General features: G+C 65.5%; 20 protein-coding genes. 11 read left to right on the top strand and 9 right to left on the bottom strand.

Annotated features, from left to right (window positions below; all coding sequences use genetic code 11):
* Positions 1-108: 108 nt before the first annotated feature.
* Positions 109-765: an HAD-IA family hydrolase gene (locus QQL87_RS02915; RefSeq protein WP_284415894.1), complete on the bottom strand. Its 657-nt coding sequence runs from the start codon at positions 763-765 to the stop codon at positions 109-111.
* A gap of 251 nt (positions 766-1016) precedes the next feature.
* On the opposite strand from QQL87_RS02915, the gene QQL87_RS02910 reads away from it, so the two are divergent.
* Together QQL87_RS02910 and QQL87_RS02905 are read left to right on the top strand one after the other, a co-directional pair.
* The gene (locus QQL87_RS02910; RefSeq protein WP_284415895.1) at positions 1017-1319 is read left to right on the top strand and encodes a hypothetical protein; all 303 of its coding nucleotides are present in this window, start codon (positions 1017-1019) and stop codon (positions 1317-1319) included.
* 210 nt (positions 1320-1529) lie between these two features.
* Positions 1530-1853, top strand: coding sequence for a hypothetical protein (locus tag QQL87_RS02905; RefSeq protein WP_502871125.1), 324 nt, complete (start codon positions 1530-1532; stop codon positions 1851-1853).
* A 184-nt stretch (positions 1854-2037) separates the two neighbouring features.
* Here the strand turns inward: QQL87_RS02905 and uvrA are convergent, their stop codons facing one another.
* The 6 genes from uvrA to QQL87_RS02875 all read right to left on the bottom strand — a co-directional run bounded on the left by uvrA (position 2038) and on the right by QQL87_RS02875 (position 10101).
* The gene (gene uvrA / locus QQL87_RS02900) at positions 2038-5031 is read right to left on the bottom strand and encodes an excinuclease ABC subunit UvrA (protein ID WP_284415897.1); all 2994 of its coding nucleotides are present in this window, start codon (positions 5029-5031) and stop codon (positions 2038-2040) included.
* A gap of 387 nt (positions 5032-5418) precedes the next feature.
* Positions 5419-6057 (bottom strand): outer membrane protein, encoded by a 639-nt coding sequence (locus QQL87_RS02895; RefSeq protein ID WP_284415898.1) that lies wholly within the window; start codon positions 6055-6057, stop codon positions 5419-5421.
* 289 nt (positions 6058-6346) lie between these two features.
* Positions 6347-7087, bottom strand: a complete 741-nt coding sequence (locus tag QQL87_RS02890; protein ID WP_284415899.1) for an outer membrane protein — start codon at positions 7085-7087, stop codon at positions 6347-6349.
* Positions 7088-7299: 212 nt separating this feature from the next.
* Positions 7300-8085 carry an outer membrane protein gene (locus tag QQL87_RS02885; protein ID WP_284415900.1) on the bottom strand — a complete coding sequence of 262 codons (786 nt, stop codon included), beginning with the start codon at positions 8083-8085 and terminating at the stop codon, positions 7300-7302.
* Between the two features lie 322 nt (positions 8086-8407).
* On the bottom strand, positions 8408-9163 hold the full coding sequence (locus tag QQL87_RS02880; RefSeq protein ID WP_284415901.1) for an outer membrane protein: 756 nt from the start codon (positions 9161-9163) through the stop codon (positions 8408-8410).
* Positions 9164-9357: 194 nt separating this feature from the next.
* Positions 9358-10101: an outer membrane protein gene (locus QQL87_RS02875; protein WP_284415902.1), complete on the bottom strand. Its 744-nt coding sequence runs from the start codon at positions 10099-10101 to the stop codon at positions 9358-9360.
* 468 nt (positions 10102-10569) lie between these two features.
* On the opposite strand from QQL87_RS02875, the gene QQL87_RS02870 reads away from it, so the two are divergent.
* The 4 genes from QQL87_RS02870 to gyrA all read left to right on the top strand — a co-directional run bounded on the left by QQL87_RS02870 (position 10570) and on the right by gyrA (position 15151).
* Entirely contained in the window at positions 10570-11076 is a 507-nt protein-coding gene (locus tag QQL87_RS02870) for a single-stranded DNA-binding protein (protein ID WP_284415903.1), read from the top strand.
* Positions 11077-11189: 113 nt separating this feature from the next.
* The gene (locus QQL87_RS02865; protein ID WP_284415904.1) at positions 11190-11819 is read left to right on the top strand and encodes an HD domain-containing protein; all 630 of its coding nucleotides are present in this window, start codon (positions 11190-11192) and stop codon (positions 11817-11819) included.
* Positions 11820-11835: 16 nt separating this feature from the next.
* Entirely contained in the window at positions 11836-12234 is a 399-nt protein-coding gene (locus QQL87_RS02860; protein ID WP_284415905.1) for a DUF2306 domain-containing protein, read from the top strand.
* A 172-nt stretch (positions 12235-12406) separates the two neighbouring features.
* Complete coding sequence (gene gyrA / locus QQL87_RS02855; RefSeq protein ID WP_284415906.1) at positions 12407-15151, top strand: DNA gyrase subunit A; 2745 nt, start codon at positions 12407-12409, stop codon at positions 15149-15151.
* 109 nt (positions 15152-15260) lie between these two features.
* On the opposite strand, the gene QQL87_RS02850 is transcribed toward gyrA, so the two are convergent.
* On the bottom strand, positions 15261-15518 hold the full coding sequence (locus tag QQL87_RS02850) for a hypothetical protein (protein WP_284416423.1): 258 nt from the start codon (positions 15516-15518) through the stop codon (positions 15261-15263).
* A 311-nt stretch (positions 15519-15829) separates the two neighbouring features.
* Here QQL87_RS02850 and coaD point away from each other — a divergent pair, with 311 nt between their 5' ends.
* The 4 genes from coaD (at position 15830) to queA (ending at position 18914) form a co-directional block, all read left to right on the top strand.
* Positions 15830-16324 (top strand): pantetheine-phosphate adenylyltransferase, encoded by a 495-nt coding sequence (coaD, locus tag QQL87_RS02845; RefSeq protein ID WP_284415907.1) that lies wholly within the window; start codon positions 15830-15832, stop codon positions 16322-16324.
* A gap of 73 nt (positions 16325-16397) precedes the next feature.
* Positions 16398-16961: a peptidylprolyl isomerase gene (locus QQL87_RS02840; RefSeq protein WP_284415908.1), complete on the top strand. Its 564-nt coding sequence runs from the start codon at positions 16398-16400 to the stop codon at positions 16959-16961.
* Positions 16962-17224: 263 nt separating this feature from the next.
* Positions 17225-17689, top strand: coding sequence for a peptidylprolyl isomerase (locus tag QQL87_RS02835; protein WP_284415909.1), 465 nt, complete (start codon positions 17225-17227; stop codon positions 17687-17689).
* A 130-nt stretch (positions 17690-17819) separates the two neighbouring features.
* Positions 17820-18914, top strand: coding sequence for a tRNA preQ1(34) S-adenosylmethionine ribosyltransferase-isomerase QueA (gene queA / locus QQL87_RS02830; RefSeq protein WP_284415910.1), 1095 nt, complete (start codon positions 17820-17822; stop codon positions 18912-18914).
* 396 nt (positions 18915-19310) lie between these two features.
* On the opposite strand, the gene QQL87_RS02825 is transcribed toward queA, so the two are convergent.
* On the bottom strand, positions 19311-20336 hold the full coding sequence (locus QQL87_RS02825) for an aspartate-semialdehyde dehydrogenase (RefSeq protein WP_284415911.1): 1026 nt from the start codon (positions 20334-20336) through the stop codon (positions 19311-19313).
* A 273-nt stretch (positions 20337-20609) separates the two neighbouring features.
* On the opposite strand from QQL87_RS02825, the gene tgt reads away from it, so the two are divergent.
* Entirely contained in the window at positions 20610-21764 is a 1155-nt protein-coding gene (gene tgt, locus QQL87_RS02820; protein ID WP_284415912.1) for a tRNA guanosine(34) transglycosylase Tgt, read from the top strand.
* The last annotated feature ends 99 nt before the right edge of the window (positions 21765-21863 follow it).

The following is a 21863-nucleotide window of genomic DNA, read 5'->3' as shown; positions in this document are numbered from 1 at the left end:
ACTCTGGATTGCTTCCGCCTACGCCAAGGGGCTTCGGCGGACAGGTCGCTCCGCTCGCAATGACGCGGGGCAGGCAGCTGTGGTCGTTGTCCTTGATGCCGCTGACGCTCATGCAGGCGACGGTTCACGTCCGGCTGGCGGACCCACCAGTTGCTCCACGATGTCCTCCATCCGCGAAAACACCAGCTCCGGTCCGCGGTCGCGCAGCGCCTTTTCCGCGGCATAGCCCCAGGTGACCGCGCCGAAGGCGATGCCGGCGCTGCGCGCGGCTTCGATGTCGCGGGTCTCGTCGCCGATGGCGATGACTTCGGTGGCCGCGGCGCCCATGCGCTTCACCACGCGCCTGAACTTGCGTGCCTTGCCGTACAGCGACGCCGAGCAGTCGAAGCAGGTGAACAGGTGCGCCGAGGCGCCGAGCTTCTGGCGCGCATTGGCCTCGGTGTCGGACGACACCAGCGCGAGGCGGATGCCTGCGGCGGCCAGCGTCGCGAGCATGGCCTCGACGCCGGCAAACAGCGGAATGCTGGCGGCCTGCTCGGTCTTGAGGCGGCGGATGTGCCGCGCGATCAGCGGCAGCTTCCAGCGCGCCACGCCGAGATGATTCAGCACCTCGGCGGTGGAGGAATGGCGCAACAGCTCGACGTCCTCGTCGATGACGGGGCGAAAGCGATAGCGCGCCGCCACGATGTTCACGTTGCGACGAAACCACGGAAGGCTGTCGGCCAGGGTGCCGTCGAGATCGAAGATGACGAGGGAGTAGGGCATCGGACCGAAGGCGATGAGCGAGCGGGAGCGGTGAGGACGACTTGCGCCATGATGCCGTCGCATGGCGGAATGCGCCAGAGCAACCGGCATGCCGGGCGCGGTCGCCGTCGCCGCCTGACCTTTCTCCGTGAAGGGGGGCAAGGAGGCGTGGCGTCGCGGCCGATCACGATCGTCTCACGGAATTTGTGACTGTGCAGTGCAGGAACGTCGCCGCGGCGCGGCCGTTGATCCCCGCAAAAGGAGACCAACACATGCAACACACGATCAAGATGGCGGCGCTCGCCGCAGCGACGCTGGTGATCGGTACGGCCGCCGCATCCGCGCAAGGTTACGCCCGTTACAACGACTCGATGGCCTTCGTCCCGCCGGCCGCATCCTACGATTCCGAGCCGGTCTATGACGCCGCGCCGGCACCGCGCTATCAGCAGGGCCCGGTGACATGGGGCCGCGGCTACAACGGCACCAACCATCCGACCCCGAGCTCGAGCCAGGGCGACGTCGGCCCACAGGGCAACAACAACGGCACCCTGACCGGCGCCTATCGCCAGTGGTAATGGTCGCCGCGCGATAGCGTGCACTGACCCAGACCCGCCGCTCTGACAGAGCGGCGGGTTTGTCGTGTCTGGGGTGATGCGACGGTGATTGCGTTCGCGGGAAAGCGAGAGCCGTTGTGTCGCACGATTGTCGTGAGCGCCGGCGGAACCTCCGCGGCATCGCCGTCGTTTGTGCCAGCGATCGTTAGTTAGGAACAACGGAGCAAGTTGATGCGCATGATTGCGATGGCCGCGCTGGCGGCGACGACGGTGGTGGTCGGCACGCTCGGTGCTTCGGCCGGGGAATACGGCCCGGGCGGCAACGGCTATGGCGGCCAGACCACGCCCACCTATGCCTACCGCGACTCCTACGCCTGGGCGCCTGGCCCGGCCTATGAGGAAGGCTACGTCGCCGTCGCGCCAGGCCCGTACAACGGCCCCGGCTGGGGCACCGGCTACAATGGGACCAACCATCCGACCCCGAGCTCGTCCCAGGGCGACGTCGGTCCGGGCGGCAACAACAACGGCACGCGGACGGGATATTACCGCTGGTAGGTTGAGGTCGTTGTTGCAGAAGTGATCGAGCCCGTCGCTCTCTGGAGAGCGGCGGGCTTCGCTCTTATTGACCGCTAGCAATCACACGCGTCATTGCGAGGAGCGAAGCGACGAAGCAATCCAGAGTCGCGTGCCCGGCCCTGGATTTCGTCGCTCCGCTGGCAATGACGTCGATAGAAGGAAACTACTCCGCCGCCTCGCTGGCCGTGCCCCTGCCTCGCTTCTTCGGCTTGGCGGACTTCTCCAGCACCGGCTTCAGGAACTGCCCCGTGTAGCTGCGCGGTGCCTTGACGATGTCCTCCGGCGGGCCCCAGGCGACGATCTCGCCACCGCCGTCGCCGCCTTCGGGGCCGAGGTCGATCACCCAGTCGGCGGTCTTGATGACCTCGAGATTGTGCTCGATGACAACAACCGAATTGCCCTGCGCCACCAGCTCGTGCAGCACCTCCAGCAGTTTCTTGACGTCGTGGAAGTGCAGGCCCGTGGTCGGTTCGTCCAGGATGTAGAGCGTGCGGCCGGTGGCGCGCTTCGACAGCTCCTTGGCGAGCTTGACGCGCTGCGCCTCGCCACCGGACAGCGTGGTCGCCTGCTGGCCGACATGGATGTAGTCGAGGCCGACGCGGCGCAGGGTCTCAAAAGTGTCGCGCACGCGCGGCACCGCCTTGAAGAACTCGGCGGCCTCCTCGACGGTCATGTCGAGCACGTCGGCGATCGACTTGCCCTTGAACAGCACGTCGAGCGTCTCGCGGTTGTAGCGCTTGCCCTTGCAGACGTCGCAGGTGACGTAGACGTCGGGCAAAAAGTGCATCTCGATCTTGATGACGCCGTCGCCCTGGCAGGCCTCGCAGCGGCCGCCCTTGACGTTGAACGAGAAGCGGCCGGGCTCGTAGCCGCGCGCCTTGGATTCCGGCAGGCCGGCGAACCATTCGCGGATCGGCGTGAAGGCGCCGGTATAGGTCGCGGGATTGGAGCGCGGGGTGCGGCCGATCGGCGACTGGTCGATGTCGATGATCTTGTCGATATGCTCCAGGCCCTCGATGCGGTCGTGCGGCGCGGCGCCCTCGCTGGCGCCGTTGAGCTTGCGCGCGATCGCCTTGTAGAGCGTGTCGATCAGCAGCGTCGACTTGCCGCCGCCGGAGACGCCGGTGATCGCGGTGAACAGGCCGAGCGGGATCTCGGCCGAGACGTTCTTCAGATTGTTGCCGCGGGCGTTGATGACCTTGATGGTACGGCGATGGTTCGGCGGCCGCCGCTCGGGCACCGCGACCTCGAGCTCGCCGGTGAGATATTTGCCGGTCAGCGATTTCGGGTTGCGCATGATCTCGGCCGGCGTGCCCTCGGCGACGATGTGGCCGCCATGGGTGCCGGCGCCGGGGCCGATGTCGAGCACGTAGTCGGCCAGACGGATGGCGTCCTCGTCATGTTCGACCACGATCACGGTGTTGCCGAGGTCGCGCAGCCGCTTCAGCGTGTCGAGCAGCCGGGCATTGTCGCGCTGGTGCAGGCCGATCGAGGGCTCGTCGAGCACATAGAGCACGCCTGTCAGCCCCGAGCCGATCTGCGAGGCCAGGCGGATACGCTGGCTCTCGCCGCCGGACAGGGTGCCGGAGGAGCGCGCCAGGGTCAAATAGTTCAGGCCGACGTCGAGCAGGAAGGTGAGGCGGTCGCGGATCTCCTTCAGGATGCGGGTGGCGATCTCGGTCTGCTGCGCGTTGAGCTGCTTCGGCACCTCGGCGAACCATTCGCCGGCGGCCTTGACGCTCATCTCGCTGATCTCGCCGATGTGCTTGCCGCCGACCTTGACGCACAGGGCCTCGGGCTTCAGCCGAAAACCCTTGCAGCCGGCGCAGGGGACGTCGTTGAAGTACTTGCCGAGCTCCTCGCGGGCCCATTCGCTCTCGGTCTCGCGGAAGCGGCGCTCGATGTTGGTGATGACGCCCTCGAACGGCTTCTTGGTGTCGTAGGCGCGGACGCCGTCCTCATAGGTGAACTTGATCTCGTCGTCGCCCGAGCCGTGCAGCAGCGCGTTCTGCGTCTTCTTCGGCAGGTCCTTCCACTTGGTGTCCAGCGTGAACTTGTAGAACTTGCCGAGCGCGGTCAGGGTCTGCAGGTAATAGGGCGAGGACGACTTGGCCCACGGCGCGATCGCGCCCTTGCGCAGCGTGACCTCCTTGTCGGGAATGACGAGGTCGGCATCGACATGCTGCTCGACCCCGAGGCCGCCGCATTCTGGACAGGCGCCATAGGGGTTGTTGAACGAGAACAGCCGCGGCTCGATCTCGGGGATCGTGAAGCCGGAGACCGGGCAGGCGAATTTTTCGGAGAACAGGATGCGCTCGGGCCCGCTCTTGTCGTGGATCTTTGCGGTCTTCTTCTTTTCCTTTTCCTCGGCCGGTGCGGCGGAGGCGGGCGCGTCGGCGAACTCGATCACCGCCAAGCCCTCGGCGAGCTTCAGCGCGGTCTCGAAACTTTCCGCAAGGCGCTGGCCGATGTCGGGGCGCACGACGATGCGGTCGACGACGACGTCGATGTCGTGCGGAAACTTCTTGTCGAGCGTGGGCGCCTCGGCGAGCTCGTGGAAGGTGCCGTCGATCTTGACCCGCTGAAAGCCCTTTTTGAGATATTCGGCGAGCTCCTTCTTGTACTCGCCCTTTCGTCCGCGCACGACCGGCGCCAGCAGATACAGGCGGGTGCCCTCGGGCAGCGCCAGCACGCGGTCGACCATCTGCGACACGGTCTGGCTCTCGATTGGCAGGCCGGTGGCCGGCGAATACGGCACGCCGACGCGCGCCCACAACAGGCGCATGTAGTCGTAGATCTCGGTGACGGTGCCGACGGTCGAGCGCGGATTCTTCGAGGTCGTCTTCTGCTCGATCGAGATCGCCGGCGACAGGCCGTCGATCTGGTCGACGTCCGGCTTCTGCATCATCTCCAGGAACTGGCGGGCGTAGGCCGACAGCGATTCGACATAGCGGCGCTGGCCCTCGGCATAGATCGTGTCGAAGGCGAGCGAGGACTTGCCGGAGCCGGACAGGCCGGTGAACACCACGAGCTTGTCGCGCGGGATCTCGACGTCGATGTTCTTGAGATTGTGCTCGCGGGCGCCGCGGATGGTGATGGCCCGCAGGCTCGACGAGTTGGCCTGCGCGCGCTGCTTGGCCTTGAGCACTTCATCCATGACGATCGTCCCACGGCGCAAGGTCGCGCCATCGTTGCAGGCGCGTTTCGCCGGTAACCGGCCATCGGACGCCAGAGGGAAAAGGTATGGTCGGAACGTAGGAAGAACGGGCCTGGATTTCCAGTGCCGTCCGCGAATCATCAACAATGCGTTCGGCGAATGGCAGCGATTGGCAGGAGGCCCCTCCGGCGATCGGATCATCCGAGATGCTCACGCCCCCTGCGGCGGAGCGATTTACCCGTGGCCGCATGGCGGAGGCGGTCGGCCATCAGGCGAAAAAGGGGCCAGATCGGTCCGATGACCGGCGAAGAAAATGATCGGCAAAGAAAAAAGCCCCCGCTCGGTCGAGCGGAGGCTTCTTCGTGCGTTGGCCCGGAGGCCGAAGTCTTAGAAGTGATAGTTCACGCCGACCTGCACGGTGTGCAGGTTGAGCTCGCCGGTCGGCACCACGCCGTTGAAGTAGGTCTTGCCGCCGAAGCTCTTGTAGAGGTACTCGGCCTTCAGCGACCACTTCGGAGCGATCAGGAACTCGGCGCCGGCGCCGACGGTCCAGCCGCTCAGGAGCTGCGAGTCGGAAGCGCTCAGGCCGGCCGCGGAGAGCGTCAGCTTGTTGTCGGCCCAGGCGTAACCACCGGTGCTGTACAGCAGGACGTTGTTGAACGCGTAGCCGATACGGCCACGGACCGTGCCGGTGGCATCGATCTTGGCGCCGATGGCAGCGCCGCCGAAGGCGAACGAGTCCTTGATGTCCGCCCAGGCGGCATCGACCTCAATGCCGTACACCCAGTTGGCGCTCTGGAAGTTGTAGCCAGCGGTACCGCCGACGAAACCGCCCTTCGGGCTCAGAATGCCGCCATTTTCCGTGGTGGCATAGCCGCCGAAGGCGCCGAGGTAAAAGCCGGTCCAGGTCGGAACCGGCGCAGCAACCGGGGCCTTGGTGTAGGTCGGGCGCGCAGCAAGATCGGCGGCGGCAGCGGGAGCGGCCAGGGCGGCCAGGGCCACGGTCGCGAGCAGGATCTTCTTCATACTTGTCTCCAGTTTAGTCCTTGAAGTCCGCCCCGCCGCGATTTCCTTACGCACGAAACAGACTCACCCGTTCAAGTTGACGATCCTCCTATAGCCGGGTTCCGCGCAGATTGCCGTCACCCTGAAGACACACTGACGGCGAAACCGCGTTTTTACGGGGCGGGTTCCAGAAAAGCGATGTGACTCAAATGCTTGGTTCCGCGTGTTGCAATGCGGCCGCGGTGGCTTGCAGGCAACAAAAAGGCCGGCTTGCGCCGGCCTTTGGAACTTTCGGTTGTTGAACCGATGATCAGTACTTGGCGACCACCGGGCCACCGAAGTGGTAGTTGAGGCCCGCCTTCACGGTGTGAACGGTATCTGTCCACTCCGAGCGGTTGGTTGCAAAGGCGCTGTACTGGATGGCGCTCTTGCCGAAGTCGATGAAGTTGTATTCGAGCTTGGCCGACCAGTTCGGCGCGAACATGTACTCCGCGCCGGCGCCGACCGTGTAGCCCCAGCGGGTCGTGGTCTGCGAGAAGACGTTGCCGGGCACGCCGTCATAGCGATGCTGCAGCTGGCCCACCGCGGCACCGCCGCTGACGAAGAACAGCGCCGGGCCGGCGGCATAGCCGAGGCGGCCCTTGATGTCGCCGAAGCTGGAGATCTTGGTGAAGAAGGTGTCACCCACGCCGGCATTCACGACGGCGGAGCGGCCGTTGATGTCGGACCAGTGATAGTCACCCTCGAGGCCGAACACGACGTTGTCGACCTGCCAATTGTAGCCGATCACGCCGCCGACGAAACCGCCATTGGTGTTGTAGTTCTGGGTGCCGGCGAAGCCCGGCGCGTTGAACCGGCCGAGGAAGGTCTCCTTGCTGGTACCCCAGCCGCCGCCGCCCTGGATACCCGCGTAGATGCCCGACCAGCCCAGGACCGGAGCGGCCATCGGCGGCGCCTTGGTGTACGGGCGGGCTGCCATGTCGGCCGCCGAAGCGGACGTGGCGGTTGCGATGCCGACGAGGGCCGTCGTGATCACAAGCAACTTCTTCATCAAATTCTCCCCCGGGAGTTGGAATGACAAGCGATGGAAATGTTCATACACGCGGCATCCCGGGGATGCTGTAACGCACGCGCCACAACGGTGAAAAAGCGTTATAAATCAAATATTTAACACAAAATGGCCGCGCCGCCGCCGGGCTGTCGACACGAAAAAGGCCGGCGCGCTGGCCGGCCTTGTCGCAACTGCGGCGGGATGACGCAGCGTCAGTAGCGCGTGGCTCCGGACGGGCCGAATCGATAGTTCACCCGGACGGTCGCCAAGTCGATGTCCTGCTTGATGGTGTCGACGCGGGAGTTCACATTCGCGGTGGCCGGGAAGTTGATGTCGCGCGAGCCCATGAACAGGTGATCGTACTCGACCGCGACCGACCAGTTCGGGGCAAAGCCGAATTCGACACCGGTGCCGACGGTGCCACCCCAGCGAGTCTCGCTGGCGGAATCCAGCAGCGTGCCGACCGCAACCGGCGCGGCCGCATTGGCGGTGCCAGTGTATTTGTTGTGGGCCACCGCAGCGCCGCCCTTCACGTACCAGAGCACGTTGCCCCAGGCGTAGCCGACCTGGCCGGTGAACAGGCCGATGGCGTCGGTCTTGGTATTGTTGGTGATGCCGGCCGCGAGCGCTGCGGTGCTGGCGTTGGACGATTTCAGGTTGGTCCAGTCGCCCTGGGCTTCCAGGCCGAACACCCAGCTGGCGGCCTGCCAGCGGTAGCCGACCTGGCCGCCGATGAGGCCGCTCGACGCATTGTGGCAGCCTTCGGACTGTGTCGGAAGGACGGCCACGCCGCCGACGCGGTTCAGCGTCCAGCAGTTGCGGCTCCAATCGGCGCCGCCATTGGCGCCCAGGTAGAACCCGGCCCAGCTCGGCAACGGCGTGACATAGGCCGGCGGCGGCGCCTTGCCATAGGGGCGCGCAGCGAAGTCGGCGGCCGAGGCCGGAGCAAGCCCGAGCAATGTGATGCCGGCCGTCGTGATCAAAGTGGTCTTGTGCATTCGTCTCTCCCCAGTCCCAGGATGCCTTGCGCCGGATCCCTCCGATCCGGCCCATCTGTGGCTGTCGCTGGTTGTAGGAGAGACTGATTTCTAAAAGTTGTGATCGGCCGTCCCGGCACCGCGCGATGTGTCGGTCGTGCTTAACCGGGCGTAAACAACGCGGCCGTCGGTTCGGGGGCGTCGGGCAGGGGCCCATGCGCTTCGCCCGCACCGGTCATCAGACGCCGCGGTCTGCGAGCTTCGCTGCGATGGCGATGTCAGCGGTCGAGGAGAGCCGCTCCGAGCGCGGCAGCGAGAGCAGGAGGCGCTCGCGGATCCGGCGTCAGTGCTTGGAGACGACCGGGCCGCCCCAGCGATAGTTGACGCGGACCGTGGCCATGTCGACGTCCTGGCCGACGGTATCGGTCCGGGTCGCCGCTCCGGCGGGAATGCCCGAGAAGTTCAGGTTCTTGTTGCCCATGAAGATGTGCTCGTACTCGGCACCAACCGACCAGTTCTTGCCGAAGCCGACCTCAAGGCCCGTGCCGACCGTGCCGCCCCAGCGCGTGACGCTTGACTGATCGAATGCCGTCCCCGTCGCGGTGACGAGGCCGTTGTATTTTTCGCCCGCGACCGCAGCGCCGCCCTTCACGTACCAGAGCACGTTGTTCCAGGCATAGCCGATCTGGCCGCTGATCACGCCCACGCCATTGATCTTGGTCTGGTTGGTGACGGCCGGGGCGAGCTGGCTGGTGTTGCTGCCCTTGAGGTTGGCCCAGTTGCCCTGGCCCTCGACGCCGAACACCCAGCTGCCCGCCTGCCAGCGATAACCGATCTGGCCGCCCGCGAGCGCGCCGGCCGCATCATGGCAACCTTCGGCGTTGGTCGCCGCGACGCCGGCGAAGGTCACATTGTTGGTCCAGCAGCTCCGCGCCGAGCCGCCACCGGCGTTCAGGCCGAGATAGAACCCGCTCCAATCATAGATCGTCGCGATCATCGCGGGCGCCTTGGTAAAGGTGCGCGCGGGCAAATCGGCTGCGATCGCCGGCGCAACCCCCAGCGCCAGCGAAGTTGTCGCCCCCAGCAACAGCCTTCTCATCGCAGTCCCCAAACCAAGTCCGACGCCCGCACGCACACTTCTCACCAACGCCCACCCGCGCCGTCTTGATAGACCCTCCCGCCGGAAAAAGCCGTCACCCAAAGGACACAACGGCTCAGCAAGTGTCGGTTTCAGCACGCAAAAAAAGGCCGGCGCGAGGCCGGCCTTTCGACATATTCGCGTTCAGCGTGCAATCAGTAGCGCGACACGCCCGGGCCACCGAAATGGTAGGAGATGCCCGCCTTGACGGTGTGGATCGTGTCGCTCCATTCCGAGCGGTTGGCCGCGACCGGCGTGTACTGGATGGTGCTCTTGCCGAAGTCGATATAGTTGTACTCGAGCTTGGCCGACCAGTTCTGTGCGAACATGTATTCGGCACCGGCGCCGATCGTCCAACCCCAGCGCCAATCGCTCCGCGAGAAGACGTTGCCGGGGACGCCATCGTAGCGATGTTGCAGATCTCCAACGGCGGCACCGCCGCTGATGAAGAACAGCGCAGGACCGGCGGCATAGCCAAGGCGGCCCTTGATGTCGCCGAAGCCGCGCAGCTTGGTGAAGTAGGTATCGCCGACGCCGGCGTTCACGACGCCCGAGCGGCCGTTGATGTCCGCCCAGTGATAGTCGCCCTCGAGGCCGAACACGACGTTGTCGACCTGCCAGTTGTAGCCGGCCACGCCGCCGATGAAGCCGCCATTGAAGTCGTAGCGCTGCGTGCCGGCGAAGCCGGGCACATTCGGCGCGCCGAAGAAGGTCTCATCGCTGCGGCCCCAGCCGCCGCCGCCCTGCAGGCCGAGATAGAAGCCGGCCCAGGTCGGCAGCGGAGCGGGTGCTGCGATCGGCGCCTTCGTGTAGGGGCGGGCGGCCATATCGGCGGCGCCCGCAGGGGTCAGGGCCCCCAAAACCATCAAGCTGACAGCTCCAAGAAAAACTTTTTTCATCCCGAGTCTCCGGCGTTGGGCGCCTCCAATTGTCCCCGGAGGCGCTCGTCTGTGAGGTGGCGGGACCGCCTGTGACGGTCTCAATCCATCCGCAAATATACGCGATTCAACCCTGGATACCGTCTCCCAAAAGCCACAGCCGAGGAGGATGTGAGGCGAGCTAACTTGATGAAAGTTAATTACTTTTTCGTGATTTGGGGAACTTTTTCCGGGTTCCAAAGAGGGAACTTCGGGTTCCATTGAGTTCCATCGGGTTCCATCTATTTCGCGCTTTGGTTGCGTAGATAGGGTCGCGAACAAAACTGGAACAATCCTGGGCGGCCTGCTATATGTGGATAAGCAGAGAGAAAGCAGGGTGGCTGGCGCGGCAACCGTATAGGGTCCGCCGCGAGAGGAAGGGTAGCCACCTTGCGCCGAGAGGCCGGTGGGACGACCGGTCCGAAGATGAGATAACCGCAGGAGAGTGTGATGGCGGGTAGCGTGAACAAGGTGATTCTGGTCGGCAATCTGGGCAAGGACCCCGAGATCCGGCGCACGCAGGATGGTCGGCCGATCGCCAATCTGAGCATCGCGACGTCGGAAACGTGGCGCGACAAGGGGACCGGCGAGCGCAAGGAGAAGACCGAGTGGCACCGCGTGGTGATCTTCAATGAAGGTCTCTGCAAGGTGGCCGAGCAGTACCTGAAGAAGGGCGCCACGGTGTACATCGAGGGCGCGCTGCAGACCCGCAAATGGACCGACCAGAGCGGCGTCGAGAAGTACTCGACCGAGGTCGTGCTGCAGGGCTTCAACTCGACCCTGACCATGCTCGGTGGCCGCGGCGGCGGAAGCGGCGGCAATTTCGCCGACGACACGGGCGGCGGAGATTTCGGCAGCCCCGGTCCGTCGATGGCGCCCCCGCGCCGCGCGGTGGCCTCGGCCAGCAGCGGTGGCGGCGGCCGCAACAGCGACATGGACGACGATATTCCGTTCTGAGTCACGCGGGTCCACCGCCGACAAGAGCCGGCTTCCGTCCTGTCTCGGATCGGAGGCCGGTCGTCATTCGGCACCGGTCGGGACAGTGCGGGCGATCGTGCGAGGTTGGGCCGATGCGCGAGGTGGCTGCGACGATCATCGATTTCTACCGGCTTGCCGAGGGTCTGAAGCGCGAGTTGCGCCACAGCTGGCTTTCCGACGGGCGGCGCGAGAGCGTGGCCGAGCATAGCTGGAGCATGTCGCTGCTGGCGTTGCTCCTGCACCGCGATCTCGAACGGCCGGTCCAGATCGACCGCGTGCTGAAGATGATCATCGTCCACGATCTCGTCGAGGCGCTGGCTGGCGACGTTCCCTTCTTCGAGACAGGCGACCGAAAGGCTGCCAAGGCGGCCAAGGAGCGCGAGGCGATCGAGGGCATTCGGTCGCGCTTGCCCGGCTCAGTGGGGCAGGAAATATTCGATCTGTTCCATGAGTTCGAGGCGAAGGTCACGACGGAGGCCAAGTTCGCCGCGGCGCTTGATAACCTCGAGGTCCAGATGCAGCACAATCTGGCCGATCTTGGAACCTGGGAGCCTGTCGAATACGACCTCGTCTATACCAAGATGGACAACGCATGCGCCCATGATGCGCTGCTGCTCGAGCTGTGCGGCGCCGTGAAAAGGCAGGCCGAGGTCAAGATGCGCGCCGGCGGCATCGATGTCGACGCCATCAGGCTGCGCCTCCGTCAGGCTGCAGTGACCTGATCTTCCGGAGCCTGTCATGAGCTTCACGCCTTTGCTTGCTGCCGGGCCTGCCGTCGTCCTGCATGCCATTGCCGCGATGGCGGCCTTCGCGCTGGGACTGGTGCAGTTCGCCGCACCGAAGGGGACCTTGCCGCATCGGGCGGTCGGCTGGATCTGGGTGGCGCTGATGACCGCCGTGGCGGCCAGCTCGTTCTGGATCCACACCATCCGGCTCGTCGGTCCATGGAGCCCGATCCACCTGCTTTCGATCTATACGCTCGCCGTGCTGCCGCTCGCGGTGTGGGCTGCGCACCGCCATCGGGTGGCGGCTCACCGCCGGGCCATGATCATGCTGTTTTCGGGCGCCCTGGTGATTGCCGGCCTGTTCACGCTGCTACCCGGACGGATCATGCACAAGGTGGTCTTCGGGCTGTAGCCGGAGCCGGCCCCCCACGGCATGTCCAGCGTTGCCGTGTCGTCCGGTTAAGTGTCTGGAAAGGCGAGCGGAAAAAGCTCAGCGCGGGTCCGTTTGGGGGTGGCCTGCGGCGCGCTCCTGCGCTATATGATTCCAAGCGATTTTCGCGTGTCAAAACCGACCGGTATCCCCTTTGTCTGATCAAGAAGATGAGAAGCCCGGCGTGCCGGGCGGACCTTCCGACATTCGTCCCGTTTCGATCCTCGATGAGATGAAACGCTCCTACCTCGATTACGCCATGAGCGTCATCGTGTCGCGAGCGTTGCCCGATGCGCGCGACGGCCTGAAGCCGGTGCATCGGCGCATCCTGTATTCGATGTACGAGCAGGGACACACGCCCGATAAGAAATACGTCAAGTCCGCGCGCGTGGTCGGTGACGTCATCGGTAAATACCATCCGCATGGCGACCAGTCGATCTACGACGCCATGGTGCGCATGGCGCAGGACTTCTCGATGCGCGTGCCGTTGATCGACGGCCAGGGCAATTTCGGCTCGGTCGACGGCGATCCGCCCGCCGCCTATCGATACACCGAAGCGAAGCTCGCCAAGACGGCGATCCCGCTGCTCGACGACATCGACAAGGACACCGTCGACTTCGCGCCGAACTACGACAATTCGGACAAGGAACCGTCGGTCCTTCCGGCCAAATTCCCGAACCTGCTGGTCAATGGCGCCGGCGGCATCGCGGTCGGCATGGCCACCAACATCCCGCCGCATAATCTCGGCGAGGTGATCGATGCCTGCGTCGCGCTGATCGACAATCCCGCGCTCTCGATTGACGAGCTGATCAACATCATTCCAGGCCCGGATTTTCCGACCGGCGGCATCATCCTGGGGCGGGCGGGCATTCGCAGCGCCTATCATCTCGGCCGCGGCGGGATCATGATGCGGGGCAAGGTGCGGATCGACACCATCCGCAAGGATCGCGAAGCGATCATCGTCTCGGAGATCCCGTACCAGGTCAACAAGGCCACCATGGTCGAGCGCATCGCCGAACTGGTGCGCGAAAAGAAGATCGAAGGCATTTCCGACCTGCGCGACGAGTCGGACCGCGACGGCTATCGCGTCGTGATCGAATTGAAGCGCGATGCGGTGCCGGACGTGGTGCTGAACCAGCTCTACAAGTTCACGCCGCTGCAGACCAGCTTCGCCGCCAACATGCTGGCGCTCGACGGCGGCCGTCCGCAGACGATGACGTTGAAGGATCTGCTGACGATCTTCGTCGCGTTCCGCGAGCGGGTCGTCACGCGCCGGACCAAGTTCCTGCTCAACAAGGCACGCGACCGCGCCCACATCCTGGTCGGTCTCGCGGTTGCCGTCGCCAATATCGACGAGATCATCCGCGTCATCAGGACCTCGCCCAATCCGTCCACCGCGCGCGACGCGCTGATGTCGCGTGACTGGCCGGCCCGGGATGTCGAGGCGATCATCACCTTGATCGACGATCCCCGCCACCGGCTCGCGGACGACGGCACGATCAGGCTGTCATTCGAGCAGGCCAAGGCCATTCTCGACCTGCGCCTGCAGCGCCTGACCGCGCTCGGCCGCGAGGAGATTTCCGACGAGCTCGACAAGCTTAAGGTCGAGATCGCCGACTATCTCGACATCCTGCGCTCGCGTGCGCGTGTGCAGGAGATCATCAAGACCGAGCTCGCCGCTGTGAAGGCGGAGTTCGGGACGCCGCGCCGCACCGTGATCATCGAGCAGGAAGGCGAGGTCGAGGACGAGGACCTGATCCAGCGCGAGGACATGGTGGTGACCGTGTCGCACGCCGGCTACACCAAGCGCGTGCCGCTGTCGGCCTATCGCGCCCAGCGCCGCGGCGGCAAGGGCCGCTCGGGCATGCAGACCCGCGAGGAGGATTTCGTCAGCCGGCTGTTCGTTGCTTCGACGCATACGCCGGTGCTGTTCTTCTCGTCGCGCGGCCAGGTCTACAAGGAGAAGGTCTGGCGGCTGCCGATCGCAGCGCCCAACGGCCGCGGCAAGGCGCTGATCAACATCCTGCCGCTCGAGCAGGGCGAGCGCATCACCACGATCATGCCGCTGCCGGAGGACGAATCCTCCTGGGCCAATCTCGACGTGATGTTCGCCACGACAGGCGGCAATGTCCGGCGCAACAAGCTGTCGGATTTCGTGGACGTGCGCCGCTCCGGCATCATCGCGATGAAGCTCGATGAGGGCGAGGAGATCGTCAACGTGCAGATCTGCACCGAGCGCGACGACGTGCTGCTCACGGCGTCCGGCGGCCAGTGCATCCGCTTCCCCGTTCCGGATGTGCGCGTCTTCACCGGGCGCACCTCGATGGGTGTGCGCGGCATCGCGCTCGCCGAGGGCGACAAGGTGATCTCGCTGTCGATCCTGCGCCACGTCGAGACCACCTCGGACGAGCGCACGGCCTACTTGAAGATGCGCCGGGCCATGGCCGGCGATGTGGCCGCCGAGGAGCCCGTCGAGAGCGAGGGCGAGGAGGCGGCCGCCGGGACGATCCAGCTGTCGCAGGAGCGCTATGTCGAGATGTCGGCGCAGGAGCAGGTGGTGCTGACCGTCTCGGTCAACGGCTATGGCAAGCGGACCTCGTCCTACGAGTACCGCACCACCGGCCGCGGCGGCAAAGGCATCGTGGCGATGTCGGTCAACAACCGCAACGGCAAGCTCGTCGCCTCATTCCCGGTCGAGGACGGCGACCAGATCATGCTGGTGACCGACAAGGGTCAGCTGATCCGCTGTCCGGTCGACGGCATCCGCATCGCCGGACGCTCCACGCAGGGCGTGATCGTGTTCAACACCGCCGATGACGAGCATGTCGTGTCGGTCGAGCACATCGGCGAGGAGACAGAGAACGGGAATGGCGGAGCAGAGCAGCCGAATGGCGAATGAAGGGCGAGTGGCGAATAGGGAGTAGCGAGTAGGGGACGAATCAGATTTCCCGCTATTCGCTATTCGCTATTCGCTATTCGCTATTCGCTATTCGCTATTCGCTATTCGCTCACTGCGTCCGCTCGACTCCGACGATCCGGGCTTCACGGATCGTGGACTTCGTCCCGGCACTGCGCAGGCACGAGGCTTCGAAGTTCGGCCAGGCCTGCTGAGAGCAGTCGCGGCCGATCGGGCGGAAGTCGAGGCGGTCGCCCTTGGCCAGCGGCTGCGGCACGCTGGCGTTCACTTCCGGGGCGAAGCCGGGCAGGACGGTGAGGGCGGCAGCCACGAAACCGGCTGCTGCGACGGCAGAAAGCGCTTTGATCATGACGGTCCCCTGTTTGGTCGTCGTATCGGTCGACGTCTTGGTCGGCCTGGGCCGTTCGGCCCGTTGTTCGTTAAGGATTTGATAACCATTTCGGGTTTCGAGACGCTTTCGCGGACCGAACGAATTGGTTTCGTGTCCCAGCCGATGTGTTTCGTCGACGACGTACCGATGAAACAATCGCGGTAAGGGGCTGCGGTTCCCGCCGCCATCGCAATGCAGCGTGATCCTGGGCGCGGTCTGCACCATCACAGCCGCGCCAGCACGGGCGGCCGCGGCTTGCCCGCCTGTTCCGGCCGGTATAGGACGGGCGCATGCAACGCATTGCGCTCTATCCGGGCTCGTTCGATCCCGTCACCAACGGCCATCTCGACGTGGTCCGGCAGGCCGTTCACCTCTGCGACAAGCTCATCGTCGCGGTCGGCGTGCATCACGGCAAGAAGCCGCTGTTTTCCACCGAGGAGCGGCTGGCGATGGCGCATGAGGTGTTCGGGCCGGTCGCCGCGGCCGCCGGCTGCGGCTTCGAGGCCTCGACCTACGACAATCTGACCGTCACGGCTGCGGAAAAGGCCGGTGCGATCATGATGATCCGCGGCCTGCGCGATGGCACCGATCTCGACTACGAGATGCAGCTGGCCGGCATGAACCAGACCATGGCGCCGTCGATTCAGACGGTCTTCGTTCCCGCCTCGGTCCCGGTCCGTCCGATCACCGCCAGCCTCGTGCGCCAGATCGCCGCCATGGGCGGCGAGATCGCGCATTTCGTGCCGCCCTCGGTGGTGGCTCCCCTCAAAGCCAAGTTCGCCTGACGATCCGGCGGCCGGCGCCTGCTCGCGTCGGGCCGTTGCCTTTCGCCCTTCCTCTCATCCTTTCGGAGTTGCCATGATCCGCGCTCTCGCCTTCGTCTTCGCTCTCGTGTTCGCCGTTCCTGCACTGGCGCAATCGCTGCCTGCGGGCCTCGACAAGCAGAACGCGCTGGTCATAGACACCACCAAGGGCCGCATCGTCATCAAGCTGCGCACCGATCTCGCGCCTCAGCACGCCGAGCGGCTGAAGACGCTGGCGCGCGAGGGCTTCTACAACAACGTGCCGTTCCACCGCGTCATGGACGGCTTCATGGCGCAGACCGGCGACGGCCAGAAATTCGATGGCACCGGCGGCTCGAAATATCCGAACCTGAAGCAGGAGTTTTCCCAGACGCCGTTCAAGCGCGGCACCGTCGGCATGGCGCGCCGCGGCGACAGCGTCGATTCCGCCAACTCGCAGTTCTTCATCTGCTTCGGCGATGCCTCCTTCCTCAACGGCCAGTACACCGTGATCGGCGAGGTCGTGCAGGGCATGGACGTGGTCGACAAGCTGAAGAAGGCACCTCCGGGCTCGGCTGGCGGCGCGGTCACCGATCCGGACAAGATGGTCAAGGTGCAGGTCGCCTCCGACGTCAAGTAGACAAGGAAGAGCAGGGCCCGGGCCTGACGCCCGGGTTCCCGCACTTTAAGGAACCCTTTGCCACGCGTGGCCCGCCGCATCGACAGGACGGGCGGCTTCAGCTTTAAGCCCGATGGGTTTATTCTGCGCCGGCATCGCCCGGGCTCGTCGTGCCCGATCGCCGTCAGAAGGGGTGACGGCCGCAAGAATTTGGAAGCTCGACAATTTCAGACCCAGGATGTCCGTCCTGACCCCATCAATCCCCAGCGAAACGAGAGACCAGCATGGCTGTGACCGAAAATACCTTGATCCTCGAAACCACCCAGGGCCCCGTCACGATCGAGATGCGTCCCGATCTCGCGCCCGGCCATGTCGCGCGCATCAAGGAGCTCGTTCGCGAGGGCTTCTATGACGGCATCGTGTTCCACCGCGTCATCGACGGCTTCATGGCTCAGACCGGCTGTCCGCAGGGCACCGGCATGGGCGGCTCCGGCAAGAAGCTGAAGGCCGAGTTCAACGCCGAGCCGCACGTCCGCGGCACCACCTCGATGGCCCGCGCCGCCAATCCGGATTCCGGCGACAGCCAGTTCTTCATCTGCTTCGACGACGCGAGCTTCCTGAACAAGCAGTACACGGTCTGGGGCAAGGTCACCGAGGGCATGGAGAACGTCGACAAGATCAAGCGCGGCGAGCCGGTGCAGAACCCCGACAAGATCGTGAAGGCCTACATGGCCGCCGACGCGGCGTAAGCTCAAGACCCTCATGGTGAGGAGCGTGCGCAGCACGCGTCTCGAACCATGAGGCCACAGTCGGGCCTCATCCTTCGAGACGCGCTGTCGCGCTCCTCAGGATGAGGTTTCCGATGCTCGTCCCAGAACGATGCGCACCGACCTTTTCGACTTCCATCTTCCTCCCGAGAACATCGCGCTGCGGCCGGCGAGCCCGCGCGAGTCGGCGCGCATGCTCGTGGTGCAGGGCGATGGCGTGCTGCGCGACCGCACCGTCGCCGACCTGCCGGACTGGCTCGAGCCGGGCGACCAGCTGGTCGTCAACGACACCAAGGTGATCGCCGCGCAGCTCTCGGGCCGCCGCATCAGCCGTGACACCGAGGCGAAGATCGAGGCCACCCTGATCAAGCGGCTCGACGGCTCGCGCTGGCAGGCGCTGGTGCGGCCGGCCAAGAAGCTCGCGCCCGGCGATAAGATCCGGTTCGGCAACGAGGGCAAGGTCTGCCTGCTCGGCCATCTCGACGCCACCGTCGAGGCCAAGGGCGAGGAGGGCGAGGTGACGCTGGCCTTCGTGTTTCATGGCCCGGCGCTCGACCAGGCGATCGCCGATATCGGCCGGCCGCCGCTGCCGCCCTACATCGCCGGCAAGCGCCCCGCCGACGCGCAGGACGCGGCCGACTACCAAACGATGTTCGCGGCCAAGGAGGGGGCCGTCGCTGCGCCGACCGCCGGCCTGCATTTCACGCCCGCGCTGGAGCAGCGGCTGCGCGAACGCGGCGTCGGGCTGCAGCGCGTCACGCTGCATGTCGGCGCCGGCACGTTTCTCCCGGTGAAGGTCGAGGACACCGAAGGCCACCGCATGCATGCGGAGTGGGGCAGTCTCACGCCTGAGACCGCGGCTGTCCTGAACGAGGCTCGCGCCAAGGGCGGGCGTATCGTCGCGGTCGGCACCACGTCGATGCGGCTGCTGGAGAGCGCGGCGCTGCCCGATGGCACCATCGCGCCGTTCGAGGCCGAGACCGCGATCTTCATCACGCCCGGCTATCGCTTCCGCGCCGTTGACATCCTGATGACCAACTTCCATCTGCCACGCTCGACCCTGTTCATGCTGGTCTCGGCGTTCGCCGGCCTGGAGACGATGCAGGCGGCCTATGCGCATGCGATCGAGAGCGGCTATCGGTTCTATTCCTATGGCGATGCGTGTCTGTTGTTTCGCCAGCAGGACGAGCGCGTCGTCGAGCCGTAGAGCTGCGCATGCGCCGCGACCAGGACCGCTGTCATCAGACGATGAGCACCGGTCCATCCGCCGTCATTCCGGGGCATCGCGCAGCGATGAGCCCGGAATCCATAACCACGAGCGGCCGTTTTCTCGAAGGCAAGCGCCACACATATCTCGCGCCTCATTGCCGCCTGTGGCTATGGATTCCGGGCTCGCGCTTTCGCGCGCCCCGGAATGACGAAGGAGAGTGTCGTCGCAGGTGGCCGCAAGCCGATCTGCTGCCGCACACTCCGCTGTCATTCCCCGCGAAGGCGGGAAATCCAGTACGCTGCGGCATCCCGGTCAATAACTTCTGCCGGTGAGTACTGGATCACCCGCTTTCGCGGATGATGACAGCGTGGGCGTGGACGGAGCAGGGCCGGCTTACGCCATCGCCCGCTCCGGCAGGAGCTCCGCAATTTGCACGGCATTCAGCGCGGCGCCCTTGAGCAGCTGGTCTGCTGCCACGAACATCGCGATGGAATGCCCACTCGGATCCGACAGGTCCTTGCGGATGCGCCCCACCAGCACGTCGTCCTGGCCGGACGCGTCGACCGGCATGGGGAAGTAGTTGTTGGCGCGGTCGTCGACGATGCGCACGCCCGGCGCGGTGGCGAGGATGCGGCGGACCTCGTCTTCCGTGATCGGCTTCTCGCATTCGAAGGTGATGGCCTCGCAATGGGCGCGCAGCACCGGCACGCGGACGCAGGTGACGCCGATTGCGATGCCTTCGTCCTCGAAGATCTTGCGGGTCTCGTTGATGACCTTGGTCTCTTCGTCGTTGTAGCCGGTGTCGGGATCGATGGCCGTGTTGTGGCTGAACAGATTGAACGCGAACGGATGCGGCATCACCTTCGGCGCATAGACCTGGCCGTTGAGGTTCGCGCGGGTCGACTGCACCAGCTCGTCCATAGCGGCCGCACCGGCGCCGCTGGCAGCCTGATAGGTCGAGATGATGACGCGCTTGATGCGGTTCTGCTGGTGGATCGGCCACAGCGGCACCAGCGCCGTGATCGCCGCGCAATTCGGGTTGGCGATGATGCCCTTGTGGTCGCGGATGCGGCGGGCATTGATCTCCGGGATCACCAGCGGCACGTTGGGGTCCATGCGGAAGGCCGAGGAGTTGTCGACAACGACAGCGCCGGACCTGACGGCGATCGGCGCGAACTTCCTGGAGATGCCGCTGCCGGCCGAGAACAGCGCGATGTCGACGCCCTCGAACGAGCGCTCATTGAGCTCCTCGATCACGACGGGCTGGCCGCGGAAAGTCAGCGTCTGGCCGGCCGAGCGGGCGCTCGCCAGCGCCTTCAGCTTGCCGACCCGGACGTTGCGGCGCTCCAGGGTGGCGATGAATTCGGCGCCGACGGCGCCGGTAACGCCGACGATGGCAATGGTGGGATCGTGAGGCACGTCTTGGGTCTCCGGTTGAAATTTGGGCAATAAAAAAGCCCCGGACCTTCATCAGGCGGGGCTTCGGTTCGAAGATGGTCGCGATCGAGTTCGATTACGCGCGCACGCCTCCCGAGGCCCTCAAGGGCTTGCTCGTTTTCGTCGTGCGTTTGGTCGAGGTCGACATGGCGCGGGACCATAGGGGCACGCGGAACCGCCGTCAACGGCCGGGAGCGGCGAAAACGCCGCCGATCACGGTTGAATCGGGGGCCGTCCTGACGCAATAAGCCCGCCATGAGCTCCCCCGGCGACCAACTTCCCAATCATTTCGAACTGCTCGGCACGGACGGTGCGGCCCGCACGGGCCGGCTGACGACGCCGCATGGCGTGGTCCGGACCCCCGCCTTCATGCCGGTCGGCACGGCCGGCGCGATGAAGGGTGTCCACTGGCGCGACGTGCGCGAGGCCGGCGCCGACATCGTGCTCGGCAACACCTATCACCTGATGCTGCGGCCGACGGCCGAACGCATCGCAGCGCTGGGCGGCCTGCAGCGCTTCACCGGCTGGGGCGGACCGATGCTGACCGATTCCGGCGGCTTCCAGGTGATGTCGCTGTCGGGCTTGCGCAAGGTCACCGAGCAGGCGGTGACGTTCCGCTCGCATATCGACGGCGCCAAGATCGAGCTGTCGCCTGAGCGCGCCATCGAGGTGCAGCGCCTGCTCAACTCCGACATCGCCATGCAGCTCGACGAATGCGTGCGGCTGCCGGCCGAGCCTGACGACATCGAGCGGGCGATGCGGCTGTCGCTGCGCTGGGCCGAGCGCTGCCGCCGCGCCTTCGAGAGCGCGCCTGCCGGCTACATGCTGTTCGGCATCGTGCAGGGCGGCGACGTGCCGGCGCTGCGGCTGACGAGCGCGGAGGCGCTGGTCGACATCGGTTTCCATGGCTACGCGATCGGCGGCCTCGCCGTCGGCGAGCCGCAGGCCGTCATGCTGGAGATGATCGAGGCCACCGCGCCGGCGCTGCCGGCGAACCGGCCGCGCTATCTGATGGGCGTCGGCACACCCGATGATCTCCTGGAGTCGACGAGGCGCGGCATCGACATGTTCGACTGCGTGCTGCCGACCCGCAACGGCCGCCACGGCGTCGCCTATACGCGCTTCGGGCCGGTCAACCTGCGCAATGCGCGCCACGCCGATGACCCGCGTCCGCTGGATGAGGAAAGCCCATGGCCGCCGGCGCGAAGCTACGCGCGGGCCTATCTGCACCACCTGATCAAGGCCGGTGAGGCGCTCGGCGCGACCTTGCTGTCGGAGATCAACATCGCCTATTTCCAGCAGCTGATGGCCGGGATGCGCGAGGCGATCGCGCAAGCTCGATTCGAGGAGTTCTACCTGCGGACCAAGGCGGATTGGGCTCGCGGCGACATCGCTCCACGCGCCAGTTGACGGCCACCGCCGGCGCGGGAGCCGTCAGTCCGTCATCGGGTTCGAATGGGATGAGATTTGCGGTCAGCTGACCGACATGGCGCCGACGCGATGGCAGCG

It is taken from the genome of Bradyrhizobium sp. SSBR45G (genome assembly GCF_030159255.1).
Classification (GTDB): Bacteria; Pseudomonadota; Alphaproteobacteria; order Rhizobiales; family Xanthobacteraceae; genus Bradyrhizobium.
The sequence above is the reverse complement of the archived record's forward strand: the minus strand, read 5'-3'. Positions and strand labels throughout refer to the sequence as shown.